This is a genomic window from Streptomyces sp. NPDC057963 (genome assembly GCF_042887155.1).
Taxonomy (GTDB): domain Bacteria; phylum Actinomycetota; class Actinomycetes; order Streptomycetales; family Streptomycetaceae; genus Streptomyces.
In genome coordinates this window covers 101,392-119,832 of record NZ_JBHVPX010000011.1, presented here as the reverse complement: position 1 = coordinate 119,832, position 18,441 = coordinate 101,392, and the positions used below count along the sequence as shown (strand labels likewise).

The following is an 18,441-nucleotide window of genomic DNA, read 5'->3' as shown; positions in this document are numbered from 1 at the left end:
GTCCCGGACCCCCCGCCTCGAACGCCGGCCGGGCCGGGAGATCTCCTCGGCCGCCGGACGCGCCGGCTGTTCAGCTCGTCGGTCGGCTCGTCCGGCGATCGGGTGCGGGGCCACGTGGTGCGGGACTGCATGGCTGCCGGGCTACGTGGCTACGCCCAGAGCTGGCCGTGCAGTGTTTCGATGGCCGCTTCCGTCGTCGGGGCCGTGTAGACGCCTGTCGACAGGTACTTCCAGCCGCCGTCCGCGACGACGAAGACGATGTCGGCCGGCTCCCCCGCCTTGACGGCCTTGTTTCCCACGCCGATGGCGGCGTGGAGTGCGGCGCCGGTGGAGACGCCCGCGAAGATGCCCTCCTGTTGGAGGAGTTCGCGGGTACGGGTGACGGCGTCCGCCGAACCCACGGAGAAGCGGGTGGTGAGGACGGAGGCGTCGTAGAGCTCGGGCACGAAGCCCTCGTCGAGGTTGCGGAGCCCGTAGACGAGGTCGTCGTAGCGCGGCTCGGCGGCGACGATCTTGATGTCCGGCTTGTGCTCGCGCAGGTAGCGGCCGACGCCCATGAGCGTGCCGGTGGTGCCGAGGCCCGCCACGAAGTGGGTGACGGACGGGAGGTCGGTGAGGATCTCCGGGCCGGTGGTGGCGTAGTGGGCGCCCGCGTTGTCGGGGTTGCCGTACTGGTAGAGCATGACCCAGTCCGGGTGCTCGGCGGCCAGTTCCTTGGCGACGCGTACGGCCGTGTTGGAGCCGCCCGCCGCCGGGGAGGAGATGATCTCGGCGCCCCACATGGCGAGCAGGTCGCGCCGTTCCTGGGAGGTGTTCTCCGGCATGACGCACACGATGCGGTAGCCCTTGAGCTTGGCCGCCATGGCGAGCGAGATGCCGGTGTTGCCGCTGGTGGGCTCCAGGATGGTGCAGCCGGGGGTCAACCGGCCGTCCTTCTCGGCCTGTTCGACCATGTGGAGCGCGGGGCGGTCCTTGATCGAGCCGGTGGGGTTGCGGTCCTCCAGCTTGGCCCAGATGCGGACCTCGTCCGACGGTGACAGCCGCGGCAGGCGGACGAGCGGGGTGTTGCCCACCGCGGCGAGCGGGCTGTCGTACCGCATCAGTTCATGCCGCCGGCGACGGCCGGGAGGATGGTGACGTTGTCGCCGTCGCTGAGCTTGGTCGAGATGCCGTCGAGGAAGCGGACGTCCTCGTCGTTGAGGTAGACGTTCACGAAGCGGCGGAGCTCGTTCCCGTCGACGATGCGCTCACGGATGCCGTTGTGGCGGGTGTCCAGGTCCGTGAAGAGGTCGGCGAGGGTCTCTCCGGTGCCCTCGACGGCCTTGGCGCCGTCGGTGTAGGTGCGGAGGATGGTCGGGATGCGGACCTCGATGGCCATGGCGTGGGCTCCTGTCGGAAGCGGGGAGGTGGCATGGGGCGCGCGGCTCTGCCCCCGCGCAGGGGTTGGTGCATGACGTATGGGTTGCTCGCGCCGCGAGCCCTGCCTAGGCCGTGCGGCCGGCGGGCAGGCAGCACGTACAGATCGCGCTGGAGAGCCTGCACAGGTCGACGTGCAGCCGCGCGACGAGCAGTGTGCCCGGCGTCTTGTCGCTCACGTCATGGGGAACCATGCGGTCATCGTATCGATTCCCGGTCCGCGATCAGGAATGTGATCTCACCTGATGGATGCCCGGTGTTCGACAGGTGGACAGAACCCGGCGGACGGGACCTCGGTGGCCCCGGTCCCGTCCGGCCTGTGGAACGCCGGGGCCGGGCGGTGCGGCAAGGTCAGGCGGGCTCGTACGCCTCGACGACCTCGACCGTCTCCTCGGTGATCTCGCCGTCCACGATGCGGTAGGAGCGGAACTGGAAGGGCCCCGCGTCGTCGGCGTCCGCGGTGGAGACGAGGACGTAGTGGGCGCCGGGCTCGTTGGCGTACGTGACGTCGGTGCGGGAGGGGTAGGCCTCGGTCGCGGTGTGGGAGTGGTAGATGATCACCGGCTCCTCGTCCCGGTCGTCCAGCTCGCGGTAGAGCCTGAGGAGGTCGCCCGAGTCGAACTCGTAGAAGGTGGGCGAGCGGGCGGCGTTGAGCATGGGGATGAACCGTTCGGCGCGCCCGGTTCCGGCCGGACCCGCGACCATGCCGCACGCCTCGTCGGGGTGGTCGGCACGGGAGTGCGCGACGATCTGGTCGTGGAGCGCCTGGGTGATGGTCAGCATGGCGCCAGGATAGGTGGGCCGCTCCCCGGTCACCGGCCCGCCTTCGTCTGCGGCCCCCCGTGCACCGGGGCGTGGTGCGCGGGGGGCCGCAGGGCGGACGCGGCCGGTGGGGCGACCGGTGGACCGGGGTGGGGCGGGACGGGGCGGCGGTGGACCGGTGGCACGTCCCGCGGGTGGGCTCAGCCCTTCGTGAAGGCTTTGTTCTCGGGGTTGCGCGCCTTGAGCACCAGGTACGAGACGCCGAGAAGGGCCGCCCAGAGCGGGGCGCAGTACAGCGAGATCCTGGTGTCCTTGTCGATGCCCATCATCACGACGACCACGCCGATGAAGACCAGGGCGAAGACGCCGGCGTACGGGGCGCCGGGGGCCCGGAAGGCGGACTGCGGGAGCACGCCGCGGTCGGCGAGGCGGCGGTAGCGGATCTGGCAGACCAGGATCATGATCCAGGCCCACATGCCGGAGATCGTGGCGAAGGAGACGACGTAGGTGAAGGCGTCGCCGGGCCACTGGTAATTGATCCAGACGCCGACGAGCATCAGGGCGGCGGAGAAGGTGGTGCCGGCGAGCGGGGTGCCGCTCCTGGTGAGCCGGGTGAAGAACCGCGGGCCCTGGCCGTTGAGCGCGAGGTCGCGCAGCATGCGGCCGGTGGAGTACATGCCGGAGTTGCAGGAGGACAGGGCCGCGGTCAGCACGACGAAGTTGACGATGCCGGCGCCGATGCCGAGGCCCATTTCCCGGAAGGCGGCGACGAACGGTGAGACGCCGGGCCGGAACTCGGTCCACGGGACCACGGAGAGGATCATGACGAGGGCGCCGACGTAGAAGACGGCGATGCGCCACGGCACGGTGTTGATGGCCTTGGGCAGAACGGTCTTCGGGTCCTTGGACTCGCCCGCGGTGACGCCGACGAGTTCGACGGCGAGGAAGGCGAACATCACGATCTGCAGGGTCATCAGGGTGCCCTTGATGCCGTTCGGGAAGAAGCCGCCGTGGTCCCAGAGGTGGGTGACGGACGCAGTGTCCCCGGCGTCGGAGAAGCCGAGGGTGAGAATCCCGGCGCAGATGAGGATCATGCCGACGATGGCGGTCACCTTGACCATCGAGAACCAGAATTCGAGTTCCCCGAAGAGCTTTACGGAGATCAGGTTCACGCCGTACAGGATGATCGTGAAGATGAGCGCCGAAACCCATTGCGGAATGTCGAACCAGAACGTCATGTACTGGGCGGCCGCGGTGACTTCGGTGATTCCGGTGACCACCCAGAACAGCCAGTAGGTCCAGCCGGTGACAAAGCCCGCGAAGGGGCCGATGAATTCGCGTGCGTACTCCGAGAAGGACCCCGACACCGGGCGGTACATGAGGAGTTCGCCCAGTGCGCGCATGATGAAGAAGATCACCAGGCCCGCGACGGCATAAGCCAGGACGAGACTGGGCCCGGCCTTGGAGATCGCCTTTCCCGCGCCGAGGAAGAGGCCGGTGCCGATGGCCCCGCCGATGGCGATCATCTGGATCTGACGGGCCCCGAGGGCCCGCCGATAGCCCTCGCCCGTCGGGTCGGCATCCGCGGCCGTTGCGGCCCGCCGGCCGTCCTGTCCCTCGTCGACCTGCGCCGATGTCATGTGCTGCGCCTTTCTCCACACCGATCCGCGGCACTGAGGCTGCGGATCGGATCCTGATCCCCCCGGATACGGATGGAGTGCCGCCGGCGGTCGCCGGCCTGTAGCGCCCTCGGGAACAGGGATGGCGTCCCCGAGTGGTCGTGAAGATTTATCACGGACACATGGGCGATTCACCGGACATTATGTGGCGCACAACACAGGAAGAAGCGGACAAGCGTTCCCAGTCGGTGCAAAAAAGACCATTCAGGTGATGGGATCGTTATGGGGATTTGAGCATCTATTGAGCGACCCCGTTGCGCGGGTGGCCGGCCGGCGGTGAGCACACGGGAACTCCGCCCCCGGGAAAGGCGGACCGGGGTACCCCGTACGCGGGAACTGCGTACGGGGAACTTCATACCCGGGAATTACGGCATCAGGGTTTCCACAAGGGTTTCCTGGAGCGCGCCGAGCCAGAGATAGGCCATGACCATCGGCTTGCGCGGATCGCTGTCGGGAAGCCGGTAGAGCGAGCCCGCCTCGCCCTCGTCGTCGTCGGAGACCTCCAGACGGGTGCCGATGGTCAGCCGGAGGTCGTTGAGGGCGCCGAGCCAGTTGCGGCATTCGTCGGCCGAGAGGGTGAGGACGGCACCGCCGTCGTCGGCGGGGGAAAGGGCGTCCAGAGTGCGTACGACAGCGAGGGCGTCATCGCGCTTGCGGGTGCGCAGATCGTTCTCGGTGAAGCGGCGGAACTCGGCGGAGGCCGCGCGCAGTTCGCTGTCCTCGTCGCCGTACGCCTCGGGGAAGAGACGGGCCAGGGCGGGGTCGGTGGGCGGTTCGCTGGGCCCCTCGGCGAAGAGGGCGGCGAGCGGGTCCTGACCCTCGGCGGGTTCGTCGCCGGGGCCGATCAGTTCCAGCAGCTGGACGGCGAGGGAGCGCAGGATCGCGATCTCCACCTCGTCGAGCGCGACGGCCGCGCCGCCGTCGGGGGTGGCCTCGAAGTGGCCGGCCATGGGTTTTCTCCGATGGTGGGTCGGGCGGGGCAGGACGGGTCGGGCGGGGCGGCGGGCGGATCGGGCGGGCGACCCGACCGGTCCGCCGGTCTAGTTGCGGTCCTGGGTGAGGGTGGCCCACAGTCCGTAGCCGTGCATGGCCTGGACGTCGCGCTCCATCTCCTCGCGGCTGCCGCTGGAGACGACGGCGCGGCCCTTGTGGTGGACGTCCAGCATCAGCTTGTGGGCCTTGTCCTTGGAGTAGCCGAAGTAGGCCTGGAAGACATAGGCCACGTAGCTCATGAGATTGACCGGGTCGTTGTGGACCAGCGTCACCCAGGGGACGTCGGGCTCGGGGACGACGCGACTGTCCTCGGCCGATTCGGGACGCTCGATCTCTGTGGGGGCGACGCTCACCCACCCCATGCTGCCACCCGGGAGGGGTCATCGCACAAACGACCCGAGATCTCGTCACTCTGACGAAATAGGGGTAGCATCCGGAACATGAACTCTGCGGACCTTGGGCGACGGGTCGGTGTGCCGTCGACCGCGCTCTTCACCGACCAGTACGAGCTCACGATGGTGCAGGCCGCACTGAAAGCTGGCACCGCCGAGCGGCACTCGGTCTTCGAAGCCTTCACCCGCCGGCTGCCGGAAGGGCGGCGCTACGGTGTCGTCGCGGGCATCGGACGGGTGCTGGACGCGGTGGAGAACTTCCACTTCGACGACGAGATGCTCACCTTCCTGCGCGAACAGGACGTCGTCGACGGACCCACGCTCGACTGGCTGGCCGACTACCGCTTCAGCGGTGACATCTGGGGCTACCCGGAGGGCGAGGTGTACTTCCCCGGCTCGCCCGTCCTGCGGGTCGAGGGCTCCTTCGCCGAGTGCGTGCTGCTGGAGACGGTGATCCTGTCGATCCTCAACCACGACTCGGCGATCGCCGCCGCGGCCTCGCGGATGTCCGCCGCCGCTGGCGGACGGGGACTGATCGAGATGGGTGCACGCCGCACCCATGAACTGTCGGCGGTGGCGTCGGCGCGCGCCGCGTACATCGGCGGCTTCGACACCACCTCCGACCTGGCCGCGGGCTTCCGCTACAACATCCCGACCGTCGGGACGAGCGCCCACGCCTTCACACTGCTCCACGACACCGAGCGCGACGCGTTCCGGGCGCAGGTCGACTCGCTGGGCCGGGGCACGACGCTGCTGGTCGACACGTACGACGTCGCCGAGGCGGTCCGTACGGCGGTCGAGATCGCCGGGACCGAGCTGGGTGCGGTACGGATCGACTCCGGGGACCTGCTGCTGGTCGCGCACCGGGTGCGGCAGCAGCTGGACGAACTGGGCGCCACCGGCACCAAGATCGTGGTGACGTCGGATCTGGACGAGTACGCGATCGCCTCGCTGGCCGCCGCCCCGGTCGACGCGTACGGAGTGGGCACGCAGCTGGTGACCGGCAGCGGGCAGCCGACCTGCTCGATGGTCTACAAACTGGTCGCCCGCGCCGGATCCGCCGACCCCGCGGAGCCACTGCGCGCGGTCGCCAAGAAGTCGCTCGGCTCGAAGGCGTCGATGGGCGGTCGCAAGTGGGCCGCACGCAGGCTGGACGAGAACGGGGTGGCCGAGGCGGAGGTGATCGGCACCGGTCCCGTACCGGCGGAGCTGGCCGACCGGCAGCTGCTGGTCGAGCTGGTCAAGGGCGGCGAGGTGATCGCCCGCGAGCCCTTGGACGCGGCGCGTGAGCGGCACATGGCCGCGCGGGCGGGGCTGCCGATGTCGGCGATGCAGCTGTCCCGCGGGGAACCGGTGATTCCCACGGAGTACCTGTGACGGAGCCGGGAGCGGGGAGCGGGGAGGGGACGGGAGGGACAGAGGCCACCGGAGCCGTTCGGCGGCCGGTTCACCCCCGATCGCCTGATTCACCTGATTCACCGGAATCACCGGAATCACCGGAATCACCGGAATCACCGGGCAGGCTCGATCACGTCCCCTCCCGAAGCCGCTTCCGAGTCTCTAGGCTCGAATACGCCCCCCATGACCGCCGACCGTCCCCCACCGAAGGACACCCGCCATGCACCGCGCCTTGATCGTCGTGGACGTCCAGAACGACTTCTGCGAGGGCGGCAGCCTCGCCGTGGCGGGGGGCTCCGACGTCGCCGCCGCCATCACCGACCTGATCGGCGAGGCCCAGGCCGGGTACCGCCACGTGGTGGCCACCCGTGACCACCACATCGACCCGGGCAACCACTTCTCCGCGCAGCCGGACTTCGAGGACTCCTGGCCGCCGCACTGCGTCGCCGGCACGGAGGGGGTGGGCTTCCACCCGAACTTCGCCCCTGCGGTCGCCTCGGGGGCGATCGACGCGGTGTTCGACAAGGGCGCCTACGCGGCGGCGTACAGCGGCTTCGAGGGCCTCGACGAGAACGGTGTGGGACCGGCGGACTGGCTGCGGGACCGCGGGGTGACCGAGGTCGACGTGGTCGGCATCGCGACCGACCACTGCGTGCGGGCGACGGCGCTGGACGCGGTCCGGGCGGGCTTCACGACGCATGTGCTGCTCGACCTGACCGCGGGGGTCGCCGAGGCGACCACGGACCGGGCGCTGGAGGAGCTCCGCAGGGCGGGTGTGAGGCTTTCCGGCAAGCCGGTGGTGTAGGCGGCCGTCCCCGGCCGCACCCCCTGCGGCGCCCCCGGCCCGTCCGGCCCCGCGCACCGGACCCGCCCCGCCGCCCCCGCGCGTCAGGCCGGGCGGCGCGTGGGTACGGCCGGGCGGAGCAGGGCGCGGATCGGGTGCCAGAGTTCCTGGGCCCGCTCCGGTCTCGCCCGCCAGAGCACCCCGTCCGGGTGGTGCAGCACAGCGGTGATCTCGTCCGGGGTGGGCGGCTCGGCGTTGCCTCGGAGGTAGACGGCGCGCAGCCCCAGATTGCGCAGCCGGGTCAGCGCGCGGGCCCGGTTGGCCGCGTGCACCAGGACCCTGATCGGGGTGCCCGGACCCGTTCCGTCCGTGGGACTGGGCAGGGTGATCGCCACCACCACACTGCCGTTCGGCAACTTGCTGAATCCTCCGCCTGCCATGGTCCGCGCTCCCCCGTGAGACATCGTGTCAATAAGGATCTGAACAAGACGCACCTAAACACGATCGGCCGCCGCCCGCTAGAGGGCGACGGCCGATCAAGCTCTGACCTGCGGAGATACGAGGCTACTTGTGCGAGGCCCCGACCTTGACGATCATCGTCGAGCCATCGCGCGGCTCGCTGACGATGGTGATCCGGGTGTTCGTGTCAGTGACCTGAACACTTCCGGTCTTGTTCTCCTTGTACCAGTAGGTTCCCTTGTGGTCGTCGAAGACCGGGATGCCCAGCTGCGGCTTGATCTTCACCGGCACGTCGGCGTTGTGCAGCGTGAAGCCGTCGGTCGCGTACCGGCTGAAGGGCGCGTCGAAGGGCTGGATCTTGTTGCGCATGATCGTGCCGTTGGCCCACTTCAGCGGCTTGGCGTGGGCGTCGATCGGCAGGATCAGGCCCTTGCCCGGGTGGGCCGAGACGTTGTTGTCCTTCTGGGACCGGTCCCAGAGCCAGATGAGCAGACCGTTCTGGTACGGGTAGTGCTCGACCCAGTCCGGACGGCTCTTGGAGAAGCCGAAGTTGTACGGGCCGACCTTGAGGGTCTTGTCGTAGCTGACGTACTGGCGGTTCTCCGCGATGTAGAACTGCGGGTACTCCTTGGAGAACGACTCACCGACGCGGGAGAAGCCCTTGGCGGTCCAGCCGTTGTCGTCGCCCTCGGCGTTGTCCGTGAACAGCGCGGCACCGTCGGCGTTGACCGAGATGGTGTCGGCGGCGAAGCCGACGCCGCCCGCGCCACCGTCGGTGGTGTAGCGGAAGCGGATGTCGATCTTCTTGCCCGCGTAGGCGTCCAGCGGGTAGGAGAGCTTCCGGTACGCGCCGGAGACATCGGTCAGGGCCGGCTTGTCACTGGCGTCGCGCGGGATCGCCTTGCCGTCGGCCGTGCCGTCGATCGCGGTCCAGCTGGTGCCGCCGTTCTCCGACACCTCGGTGTAGAGGAAGTCGTAGTCCTTCTCGATGTCCCACCAGCCGGCGAGGTCCAGGGATGCCTTGGACTTGCCGGTCAGGTCGACCGAGCGGGACAGGGTGTTGTTCAGGTTGTCGCCCGCGTCGCTCCACCACTGCTTGGAGCCCTCGGCGGGCTTGGTGACAGCCGTGGTGACCGGCTTGTCGGGCAGCGTGACGACGAGCGCCTGCTTGTCCTTGGTGTTGTACTCGGACACGCCCAGCTTGTGCGTGGAGTTCGTCGCGGCCTTGGCCTCGGCGTAGTTGAGCCAGCCCAGCTGGAGCTTGTCCCAGGCGGTCATGTCGCCGGGCAGGTCACCGATCTGGTTCTTGCCGGTGCCGAGCCAGGAACCGGCCGACATCAGGGACCAGAAACCGACCGAGTTCTCGGCGGTGTTGGTGGTGTCGTACAGGTCGGGCAGGCCCAGGTCGTGGCCGTACTCGTGGGCGAAGACGCCCAGGCCGCCGTTCTCGGGCTGCGCGGTGTAGTCACCGACCCAGATGCCGGTGTCACCGATCTCGGTGCCGCCCGCCTTGTTGCCGGCCGGGCCGGTCGCACCGGCGTTGGTGCCGTACGCGTACCAGCGGTGCGCCCAGATGGCGTTCTCGCCCTCGACGCCGCCACCCGCGGACTCGTCCTCACCCGCGTGGACGATCTGGAAGTGGTCGATGTAGCCGTCGGGCTCGTTGAAGTTGCCGTCGTTGTCGTAGTCGTAGCGGTCCCACTGGTCGTACTGTGCGAGGTCCGCCTTGATCTGCTCGGGCGTACGGCCCTTGGCCTTCTGGTCGGCGGCCCAGGCGTTCACGCCGTCCTTGACCATGTCCCAGGCGTTGGCGCAGTTGGACGAGCCGCAGAAGTTGGACCCGTAACGGGCCTCGTTGTACGGCACCTTGACCCAGTCGGAGACCTCGCCGTCGACCGAGTAGCGCCCGGAGGACGTCTTCTCGTAGTACGTCTTCAGCGAGTCCTTGCCGGCGCCCGTACCGAAGTAGAGGTCCTGGAAGTGCGCCTGGTTGTAGTCGGCCTGCCAGGCGGTGCTGTTGTCCTTCTTGGGGTCCGGCTTGGCTATCTTGTTGTGCAGCGGGCCGGGCGTGCCGCCGTACTTCGGGACGGCCGGCAGGGGGCCGTCGCCGTCCGGGTCGAACATGGTCGTGTTGTCGACCTGGTCGCCGAACTCCACCAGGACCGTGAAGATCTTGTCGGTCTTCTCGCGGCCGAGCTCGACGTACTTCTTGTCGTCGAGCTTGACGACCTTGGAGCCGTTGCGCGTCGACACCTTCTTGTCGCCCGCCAGGACCTGCTCCAGGGCGGCCTGACGCTGGGCGTCCTGCTGCTTGCTGAAGGGGCCCTGGAGGTCGTGCTGGTCACCCTTGGCCGAACCCGGGTCGCGGCGCTCGACTACGGGCGCCTTCGCCCCCGATGTGTGGTCGTCCGCCTGGGCCGTGGCGAAAGCTGACGCCGTCGCGGCAGCAGTGGCCATGGCCACGACAACCGCTGCAGCGCGAAGCGCCCGTCTGTTAGTGGTCACTTGATGCAGTCCTCCCCGGCGTCCGCGGCTACGGCCCGGGGTGGTGTGGAACGGCCGTGCGCGGATACGCGTCACAAGTGACGACATTCGACCGGAGTTACGTGAGAAAAGACAGATCTTGACTTGCACAGGCCAAGTGCACTATGCAGGAGCGCTCTTCCGTTATCCGGACGTTCACCCTGCGGACAGGCAACCGGCGCGTCACGCCTCATAGTTGGAGTGCGGAATGACTCCGTGCGCCCCCCGTGCACCGGCACCGCGGGTTAGGCCGTGCTTACTACCGGTTCCTCTCGGGCATCCACCGTCGTACAGTCGATTGACAGTGCGACCGCGTCGAGAGACTGCCCATCCGATGCCCCGAGGGGGATACCGCCATGCCGCGTATCACTGCCGCACAGCTCTCCTACGGTTCGGTCACCGTCGTCTTCTCGACCCTCGCCATGCTGCTGCTCTCCCGTACCGGCTCGGGCCTCGGCATCGCCGTCATCGGGACCGCGGCACTCGCGCTCGGCCTGCTGGTGGCCGTGACCGTACCCCACCCGTCCCGGGCGAAAACAGCGAAGGCCGGGGCCGCGGCGCGTACGAACCAGGATCCGGTCTCCGCCGCCGTCGAGGCCGAAGGTCTCGCCCACGACGCCGTCCGGGCCCCGATCCCGCCGGTCCGCACGGCCGAACAGCGCGCGGCGGCGCGGGTGGACGAACTCCTGGGCGAGCGCTCCCGGAACTGACGCATACGGCCCCGGTCTGCGTACCGGCTCACTGACCGGGCCGGTACGCAGACCGGGGCCGTACGGGCATGAAGGGGCGTCAGGCGCGGGGGGACCTCGGACGCGAGGTCCCCGGCGCCGGAGGTTCTCAGTCGGTCTGGACGACCACCGTCTTCGCCGCCTTGTCCTGGAGGCCCTGGCGGTACGGCTTGTCCGTGAACATGAGCACGATGTTGATCAGCCACCACAGGCAGGGACAGCACAGCAGCGCCGGCAGCCACAGCACCACGGCCCGCAGGAACGCCGTCCCGGTGTCCGGCACCCGGCCGTCGTTGAGCATCGCGACCCGCAGCTTCAGCAGCCGCTTGCCGAGGGTCCGGCCGTCCTTGTGGGTGAAGTACGTGTCGTACGCGACGTAGACCACCAGACCGATCAGCGACCAGAGCAGCTGGTGCGCGCTGTACGTCTGGCTGAAGACATCGCCGACACCGTTGGTGCTGCTGCCGTTGTTGTTCACCTCGACCGCGCCGCCCCACGGCAACGAGATCAGGTACAGCGGGATCGAGATGATCAGGAAGTCGATCAGCCGGGCCAGAATCCGCTTGCCGGGCTCGCCGAGCGGCGGCATGCCGGCCAACGGGTCCGCGCCCCCGTACGGGCCGCCACCGCCGTAGGGACCGGGACCGTACGGCGGTGGAGGACCGGGCGGCGGGGGCGGCGGAGTGCCGCCGTAGGGCGAGCCCGACGACGGCCCCTGCGGCCCTTGGGGTCCATGAGGGCCCTGCGGCTCTTGCGGCCCCTGAGACCCCTGCGGCTTCTTGAGGAACGGGTCGTCCTCGGGCGGCTGACCGGACGTCGGCTGATCGTTGCTCATGGGGGCAGTGCACCCCGGCCCACGGGCACCCGCAACGGCTCAGGTGCGTTCGGGGGAACGGGCCGTCCCCCCGGCCCTCACCCGATGGGCCGTCAGCCGCAGGAGTGGGCGCCGCGGACCGGGTGCGGCGTCAGCCGGCGACGAAGGTGTGCGCCGCCTTGTCGTGCCAGCACTGGCGCCACGGCCGGTCGAACAGGCACCACAGCACGTTGGCGACCCCGACCACCAGGACGCCCAGCACGCCGTAGACCAGCCAGCGGCGCAGCGCGGCGCCGAAGGACGGGGCCCCGTGGGACTCGATGTCCCGCACTTCGAGTCCGCAGAGCTTCTTGCCGAGCGTACGGCCCCACTTCGCGGTCGGCAGCGCCTCCAGCACCACGCCGAGCACGAGGAACGCGCCGAGCACCGCTCCGAACAGACCGGCCGTGGTGGAGTCCACCAGCCATACGGTGACCGTCTCACCGGACAGCTTCGCCGCGCTGATCTTCTCGTCGATGTGGTCCATCGCCCGCGTGAGGAGTGGGAAACCGATCGCGCCGACGAGCGCGCCCAGCACCACCGTGTCGACGAGCCGGGCGGCGAACCGCTTGCCGAGACCGGCGGGCCTGGCCGACGCCTGTGCCTGCACGAGCTGCGCGAACGGGTCGTCGACCGGGGGCTTCCAGGGCACGACGGGCTGGTCCGGCTGTCCGCCCTGCGCGCCGAACTGCGGGTGGGGCTGCTGGGACTGGTACGGGAGGTGGGGCTGCTGAGGCTGAGGCTGCTGGACTTGGGGCCGGGGCTGCTGGGGCTGCTGGGGCTGCTGGGCCCGAGGCTGCTGGTGAGCCGCCGGGGCGGGCTGGGCGAGCTGGTGGGCCTGCTGCGCCCAGGGGGTGACACCGCCGCCGGGGCCGGGGGCCTGAGCGGGGTTCGGGGCCGGGGCGGGGGCGGGGGTTTGCGCGGGGGGCCGGCGCGCTGTCTGCGGCGATGTCCGCCCCGCTGCCCTGGGGGTGACGGCGCGGATCTGCATCGTCCCGTCCGCGGACGCCTGTTCCGTCGACCGGGCGGTGGTGGCGCGGCCCGGACGGTCGGCCCGGATCGCGACGGTGTTCTCAGGAGTGTTCTCGGGGGTACGGCCGCCGCCGTCACGCATGCCCGGCAGCGCACCGCCCGCCGGCTCCGGGGACGCGGGCCGACGCGGGTCCGCGGGAGCGCGGTCGGCCGGTGTCCGGACCGCCGGAGCGAGGTCCGCCGGTGGCCGGACCGCGGGGAGGCGGCCGGCCGGGACCTGGCCGGCCGGAGCCCGGTCCGCGGGCGTACGCGGATCCTGTCCGGGGTCCGGCGCCGACGGGCCGCCCTGATCGCCCTGCGGTCCCTCGCCGTCCTGCCCGCCGGGCTGCCCGGCGCCGCCCCAGGAGATCCGTCGGTCGCGTTCCCCGCCGAAGCCGGTCTGCCGGGAGGCGTCGGCCTGCCAAGCGGTGGCCGGTTCCGGGCGGTTGTCCGTGGACAGCGCCTCGTCGAGGAAGACCGGACCGGTCTCGTCGATCGGCGCGTCGGCCGCCGCGGACGACGGCTGCGGCTGCGGCTGCGGTTCGGCCGCCGCTCCGGCGGGCGCCGAGGGCATCGACTCGCCCTGCTGAGGGGCGGCCCGGCTCGTGCCGGGCACCCATGAAGCGCCGTTCCAGTACCGGACGTATCCGGGAATGGACGGGTCGGGGTAATACCCCTCACGGGGGCTTTCGTCACCGGGTGCCGGGGTTGGGGCGCTCATCACCGTGGTCCCGTATCTCTTCGAGGCCTCAATACAACGGGTCCACATCTATCAGACAGCCGCACGCCCCTGGGCCGGTCCAGGGGTTTGGGCCACTTTCCGGTCTCCCGGAAATTTTTTCCAGAAGTCGCGTCATAGTCGGCGGGGAGGGCGCTCTCTCCCTGTGCGGACCGGTCGCGGGACCGGCCCACAGGCACCGAGAGGACGTACTCATGCACACCGTCGTGGAACGCGATCTGGAGCTCAAGCTGGTTCTGTCGCCCGAACGCAGCATCCCCGTCCCTGCCCGGCTGACGTACCGCACGGAGGACCCGTACGCCGTGCACGTCGCCTTTCACATCGGCTCCGACTTCCCCGTCCACTGGACGTTCGCCCGCGATCTGCTGGTCGAGGGCGTCTTCCGGCCGTGCGGCCACGGGGACGTGCGGATCTGGCCGACCAAGGTCGACCGGCGCAATGTCATCTTCGTGGCGCTGACCTCGCCCGACGGCGACGCCCTTCTGGAGGTGCCGTCCGCCGCCGTGGCCGCCTGGGTGGAGCGGACTCTGCGGCTGGTTCCGCCGGGCACGGAGACCGAGCGGCTCGGTATCGACGAAGGTCTCGCCGAGCTGCTCGCGCCGCTGCCGGCCGACGATCTGTGGCTGAGCGACCCGTGGGGGTCGGACGAGTCGCAGGACGGCGACGCATGAGCAGGCACGAGCGCGGGCCCGGCCGACGCGGGCGTGGACGCGCTCCTGTCCGGCCGTCAGAACACCTTGCCGGGGTTGAGCAGTCCCAGCGGGTCGAAGGTCTGCTTGATGCCCCGGTGCAGTTCGACGCCCACCTCGCCGAGTTCGCGCGCGAGCCACTCCTTCTTCAGGACGCCGACACCGTGCTCGCCGGTGATCGTGCCGCCGAGTTCCAGCCCGAGCGCCATGATCTCGTCGAAGGACTCGCGGGCCCGCCGGGACTCGTCGGCGTCGGTGTGGTCGAAGCAGACGACGGGGTGGGTGTTGCCGTCGCCCGCGTGCGCGCAGACGCCGATGGTCAGGCCGTACTTCCCAGCGATGGCGGCGGTGCCTTCGAGCATCGCGCCGAGCTTCGAACGCGGTACGCAGACGTCGTCGATCATCGTGGCCGGCCGGACGGTCTCCAGTGCGGTGAGCGCCATCCGCCGGGCCTGGAGCAGCATGTCGGACTCGGCCGCGTCCTGGGCGGGGACCACCTCGGTGGCGCCCGCCCCGGTGCACAGCTCGGCGACGGCGGCCAGGTCGGCCGACGGGTCCGGGGTGTCGAAGGCGGCGAGCAGGAGCGCCTCGGTGGTGTCGGGCAGCCCCATGGCGGCCATCTTGTTGACGGCACGGATCGTCGTACGGTCCATCAGTTCGAGGAGTGACGGCGTGTGACCGCGCTCCATGATCCGGCAGACCGCGTCGCACGCGGCGGCCGCGCTCGGGAACTCGGCGGCCAGCACCAGCTGCCGCGGTGGCCGGGGCTTCAGCGCGAGCACGGCCTTGACGACGATGCCGAGGCTTCCCTCCGAGCCGACGAAGAGCCGGGTGAGGTCGTATCCCGCGACGCCCTTCGCGGTGCGGCGGCCGGTGGTGAGCAGGCGCCCGTCGGCGAGGACGACCTCCAGGCCCAGTACGTACTCGGCGGTGACCCCGTACTTCACGCAGCACAGGCCGCCGGACGCGGTGCCGATGTTGCCGCCGATGGTGCACGTCTCCCAGCTGGAGGGGTCCGGCGGGTAGCAGAGGCCGTACTCGTCGACCGCCCGGGACAGCACGGCGTTGACGACGCCCGGTTCGACGACGGCGATCCGGTCGACCGGGCTGATCTCCAGGATCCGGTCCATCTTCACCAGGGACAGCACGATGCAGCCGTCGCAGGCGTTGGCCGCGCCCGACAGGCCGGTGCGGGCTCCCTGCGGGACGACCGGGACGCGCAGGGCCGTGGCCGTGCGCATGACGTGCTGGACCTGCTCGACCGTGCGCGGGAGCACGACGACGGCGGGCGTGCCGGCGTCGCAGAAGCTCGCCATGTCGTGGGCGTAGGAGGCGGTGACGTCCGGATCGGTGATCACGGCCTCGGCCGGCAGACCCGCACGCAGTTGTTCCAGAAGTCCGTTCATGATCCAAGCGTGGCACCGGGGCCCATTGGTGTGAACCCGTCTGCGGCGGCCTTCGCAAGACGCGGTGTGCTCTTCGTACTGACGCAGAGTGATCAGCATGGATGTCATGCCGCAGCAGCCTCCGGAGTCCGCCGCTTCGCCGAAGCCTCCCCTCGAACCGCCCGGAAACGACCTCGCGGCACTGGACCCGGCGTCGTCGGCCGATCTGCCGCCCGTCTCCCTGCGCACGACGCTGCGCAGGGCGGCCATGGGTGTGGTGGCGGGTGCGGTGCTGGTGACGGGTGCGGTGGTGGCCGTGCCGGATGAGGGGGAGGAATCCGCGCCGCCGCCCGCGCCGGGCCCGGTTTCCCGTGCTCTGAAGGCGGCGGACATGGGCTATCCCGCCTCGCTCTCCGATCTGACGGCGCTGATCGGGGACCGGCAGCAGTGGGTGGGTACGCATCCCGCCGACGCGAAGTCGTGGGCGCTGCTCGGTACGGCCTACGCGGAATGGGGGCAGCGTTTCGCGGACGAGGTGTACTTCGGCCGGGCCGAGGGGGCGTTGAAGCGCTCCCTGAACGTCGAGCCGGGTGAGAGCGGGAACACGGCGGCCTGGGTGGGACTGGCGACGCTCGCCAACGCCCGGCGCGATTTCACCGTGGCGAAGAAGTGGGGCGAGACGGTACGGGCGCGGCAGCCGAAGCAGTGGACGGTGTACCCGGCGCTGATCGAGGCCTACGACGGCCTCGGCGACTACAAGGCTTCGCGCGCGGCGGTGGCGAGGTTCGCGGCGCTCCGCCCCGGCGCCGCGGCGCTCCTGCGGACGGCGCGGATGTACCGGGACCGCGGCTGGCGCGAGGACGCGCTGGCGAGCGCGCAGGACGCGGCGGACCGGGCCACCACACCGGCGCAGAAGGCGCAGTGCCTGCATCTGCTGGGCGAACTGGCCTGGGAGCGCGGTGAGCCCGAGGAGGCGGTGGCGCAGTACAGCGCGGCGCTGCGGACCGACCGCGCCCACCGCGCGTCGCTCGCGGGCCGGGCCGCGGCGCTGGTGGCGCTCGGCCGTACCGACGAGGCGCTGCGCGACTACAAGGCGGCGCTGGCCGGCCTGCCCCGGCCCGCGTACATGCTGGAGCTGGGCGAGTTGTACGAGTCGCTGGGCCGGGACGAGGATGCCCAGGACATGTACGCCCGGCTGCGCGAGGCTCTCGCGCGTGGCGACGGCCAGGGCGTGGACAACGCGCTCCTGCGCGGCCGTTTCGAGGCCGCCCACGGGGACCCGGCGGTGGCGGTGAAGCTGCTGAAGGCGGAGTGGGCCCGGTCGCACCGCAGCGCGGCGGTGGCGGACGCGCTGGGCTGGGCGCTGCACCTGTCCGGCGATTCGTCCGCCGCTCTCGCGTACGCGACGCGCGCGGTCGACGCGGGCGGGCGGATCGCCTCGTACGCGTCCCACCTGGGCGCGATCCAGCAGGCGTTGGGGGACTACGGTCCGGCGCGCCGCAATCTGGAGAAGGCCCTGCGCACCAACCCGCACTTCTCGCCGCTGGAGGGCCCGGCGGCCAAGGAGGCGCTGGACTCCCTGGGGAGCCTACCGGCGGGCGGCCCCCGGGACATGGAGCCCGCCCGGGAACCCGAACCGGCTGCGGCCGCCCCGCAATCCCCGGCACCGCAGCAGCAGGCGCCCACCAGGGCCTCGGCCCCGGCCCCGGCCTCGGTGGCGGGATCGAGTGCGCCGGACGCGAGGCCGGAGCCGCGGACGCCGGATCCGCGGACGGCGGCGGGAGCGTCCGTCCCCGACCGCGGCGCCCATGCTCCGGCCGGGGCGGCACCGCCCGCGCCGGGTGTCCGCTGACGGGGCTGCGGTCCTTCCGCCCCGGTCCGCGTCGATCCACGTCGGTCCGCCCGGGCCACGTCGGTCGAGTGCCGGTTCGGTCACCGGTTCGGTCGCCGGTTCGGTCGCCGGGTGGCTCGCGCTGTGCGGGCCACCCGGAACGTCGGTCGTCTACCGGTGCAGGGTGGCGTGGGCCTCGACCCCGGTCCTCCGGAGCGGACCACAGCCCCGGGCAGTTCGGCGCTGGCGGTCAGGGAGTCCTTCGTCCCCACGGGTGTCCACACCCCGCGACACCGCCGAGTAGCCGAGGGGAATTTCACCCCTCGGCCCTCACAGAACCGTGCGTAGCAGTTTCCCGTTACACGGCTCTTGTCGTCCTGATCACCAAGCCGAGGCGGAGACGGTTGTCTGCCGCTGCGGATGGGTGGCGCGACAGTCTCATTCCGTCACCTTGGAGAAGTCGAGTCGCCTTTCGACCATCCCGGGATCACGGAGATGCAGAACGACTTCTCCTTCTTCCTCGCGGATGTAGAAACCCGTCTCCGAGCCGCTCGCGTTTCCGCACGTCGCCCGGGAAATGACGACGTCGACCCAAGGCTCACCCCCCATAGAGGGGCGCTTAATACTCCATTTTCCCTCAGAGCCCTCTTTCTCCTCACCGGAACCGTCGGGAAACAAATCGGTGCACGAGAAACCGGAAAGCCGGACAACGTCGTTTCGCTCGAATTCCACGACCTCTCCACCGCCCCCCTTCCACGAGCCGTAAAGGGCAACCTTGGACACTGGAGACTGTCCGGAT

Annotated in this window: 18 protein-coding genes; 5 read left to right on the top strand and 13 right to left on the bottom strand. The window is 70.4% G+C overall.

The features are described from left to right. Positions 1-149: 149 nt before the first annotated feature. The 7 genes from ACFVT1_RS25130 to clpS form a co-directional block, all read right to left on the bottom strand. The gene (locus tag ACFVT1_RS25130) at positions 150-1,100 is read right to left on the bottom strand and encodes a PLP-dependent cysteine synthase family protein (RefSeq protein ID WP_389799294.1); all 951 of its coding nucleotides are present in this window, start codon (positions 1,098-1,100) and stop codon (positions 150-152) included. Further along, positions 1,100-1,378, bottom strand: coding sequence for a MoaD/ThiS family protein (locus ACFVT1_RS25125; RefSeq protein ID WP_362205225.1), 279 nt, complete (start codon positions 1,376-1,378; stop codon positions 1,100-1,102). Before ACFVT1_RS25125 ends, ACFVT1_RS25130 begins: the two co-directional genes overlap by 1 nt. A gap of 106 nt (positions 1,379-1,484) precedes the next feature. Then, entirely contained in the window at positions 1,485-1,610 is a 126-nt protein-coding gene (locus tag ACFVT1_RS25120) for a putative leader peptide (protein WP_362205228.1), read from the bottom strand. A 157-nt stretch (positions 1,611-1,767) separates the two neighbouring features. After that, positions 1,768-2,199 (bottom strand): Mov34/MPN/PAD-1 family protein, encoded by a 432-nt coding sequence (locus tag ACFVT1_RS25115; RefSeq protein ID WP_389799291.1) that lies wholly within the window; start codon positions 2,197-2,199, stop codon positions 1,768-1,770. 179 nt (positions 2,200-2,378) lie between these two features. Continuing rightward, positions 2,379-3,818, bottom strand: coding sequence for an amino acid permease (locus ACFVT1_RS25110; protein WP_389799289.1), 1,440 nt, complete (start codon positions 3,816-3,818; stop codon positions 2,379-2,381). Between the two features lie 404 nt (positions 3,819-4,222). Then, a complete protein-coding gene (locus ACFVT1_RS25105) occupies positions 4,223-4,807 on the bottom strand; it encodes a DUF2017 domain-containing protein (protein WP_389799287.1) in 585 nt (194 codons plus the stop codon). 90 nt (positions 4,808-4,897) lie between these two features. Then, positions 4,898-5,212: an ATP-dependent Clp protease adapter ClpS gene (clpS, locus tag ACFVT1_RS25100; protein WP_362205240.1), complete on the bottom strand. Its 315-nt coding sequence runs from the start codon at positions 5,210-5,212 to the stop codon at positions 4,898-4,900. A 78-nt stretch (positions 5,213-5,290) separates the two neighbouring features. Between clpS and ACFVT1_RS25095 the strand changes: the two genes are divergently transcribed. Then, complete coding sequence (locus ACFVT1_RS25095) at positions 5,291-6,619, top strand: nicotinate phosphoribosyltransferase (protein WP_389799284.1); 1,329 nt, start codon at positions 5,291-5,293, stop codon at positions 6,617-6,619. Positions 6,620-6,860: 241 nt separating this feature from the next. Continuing rightward, entirely contained in the window at positions 6,861-7,445 is a 585-nt protein-coding gene (locus ACFVT1_RS25090) for an isochorismatase family protein (RefSeq protein ID WP_389799283.1), read from the top strand. A gap of 83 nt (positions 7,446-7,528) precedes the next feature. Here ACFVT1_RS25090 and ACFVT1_RS25085 read toward each other — a convergent pair whose 3' ends face one another. Then, positions 7,529-7,864 carry a hypothetical protein gene (locus ACFVT1_RS25085; protein ID WP_389799280.1) on the bottom strand — a complete coding sequence of 112 codons (336 nt, stop codon included), beginning with the start codon at positions 7,862-7,864 and terminating at the stop codon, positions 7,529-7,531. A 124-nt stretch (positions 7,865-7,988) separates the two neighbouring features. Next, positions 7,989-10,388, bottom strand: coding sequence for an immune inhibitor A domain-containing protein (locus ACFVT1_RS25080; protein WP_389799277.1), 2,400 nt, complete (start codon positions 10,386-10,388; stop codon positions 7,989-7,991). A gap of 374 nt (positions 10,389-10,762) precedes the next feature. Here ACFVT1_RS25080 and ACFVT1_RS25075 point away from each other — a divergent pair, with 374 nt between their 5' ends. Next, positions 10,763-11,116, top strand: a complete 354-nt coding sequence (locus tag ACFVT1_RS25075; protein ID WP_389799274.1) for a hypothetical protein — start codon at positions 10,763-10,765, stop codon at positions 11,114-11,116. Between the two features lie 127 nt (positions 11,117-11,243). Here the strand turns inward: ACFVT1_RS25075 and ACFVT1_RS25070 are convergent, their stop codons facing one another. Next, the gene (locus tag ACFVT1_RS25070; protein ID WP_389799271.1) at positions 11,244-11,969 is read right to left on the bottom strand and encodes an RDD family protein; all 726 of its coding nucleotides are present in this window, start codon (positions 11,967-11,969) and stop codon (positions 11,244-11,246) included. A gap of 130 nt (positions 11,970-12,099) precedes the next feature. Next, on the bottom strand, positions 12,100-13,719 hold the full coding sequence (locus ACFVT1_RS25065) for an RDD family protein (protein WP_389799268.1): 1,620 nt from the start codon (positions 13,717-13,719) through the stop codon (positions 12,100-12,102). Between the two features lie 212 nt (positions 13,720-13,931). Between ACFVT1_RS25065 and ACFVT1_RS25060 the strand changes: the two genes are divergently transcribed. Then, the gene (locus ACFVT1_RS25060; protein WP_389799266.1) at positions 13,932-14,408 is read left to right on the top strand and encodes an SsgA family sporulation/cell division regulator; all 477 of its coding nucleotides are present in this window, start codon (positions 13,932-13,934) and stop codon (positions 14,406-14,408) included. A 56-nt stretch (positions 14,409-14,464) separates the two neighbouring features. On the opposite strand, the gene ACFVT1_RS25055 is transcribed toward ACFVT1_RS25060, so the two are convergent. Continuing rightward, positions 14,465-15,832: an FAD-binding oxidoreductase gene (locus ACFVT1_RS25055; protein ID WP_389799263.1), complete on the bottom strand. Its 1,368-nt coding sequence runs from the start codon at positions 15,830-15,832 to the stop codon at positions 14,465-14,467. Between the two features lie 97 nt (positions 15,833-15,929). On the opposite strand from ACFVT1_RS25055, the gene ACFVT1_RS25050 reads away from it, so the two are divergent. Beyond that, on the top strand, positions 15,930-17,663 hold the full coding sequence (locus ACFVT1_RS25050; protein ID WP_389799261.1) for a hypothetical protein: 1,734 nt from the start codon (positions 15,930-15,932) through the stop codon (positions 17,661-17,663). 417 nt (positions 17,664-18,080) lie between these two features. On the opposite strand, the gene ACFVT1_RS25045 is transcribed toward ACFVT1_RS25050, so the two are convergent. Beyond that, positions 18,081-18,425, bottom strand: coding sequence for a hypothetical protein (locus tag ACFVT1_RS25045; RefSeq protein WP_389799260.1), 345 nt, complete (start codon positions 18,423-18,425; stop codon positions 18,081-18,083). Between the last annotated feature and the right edge of the window lie 16 nt (positions 18,426-18,441).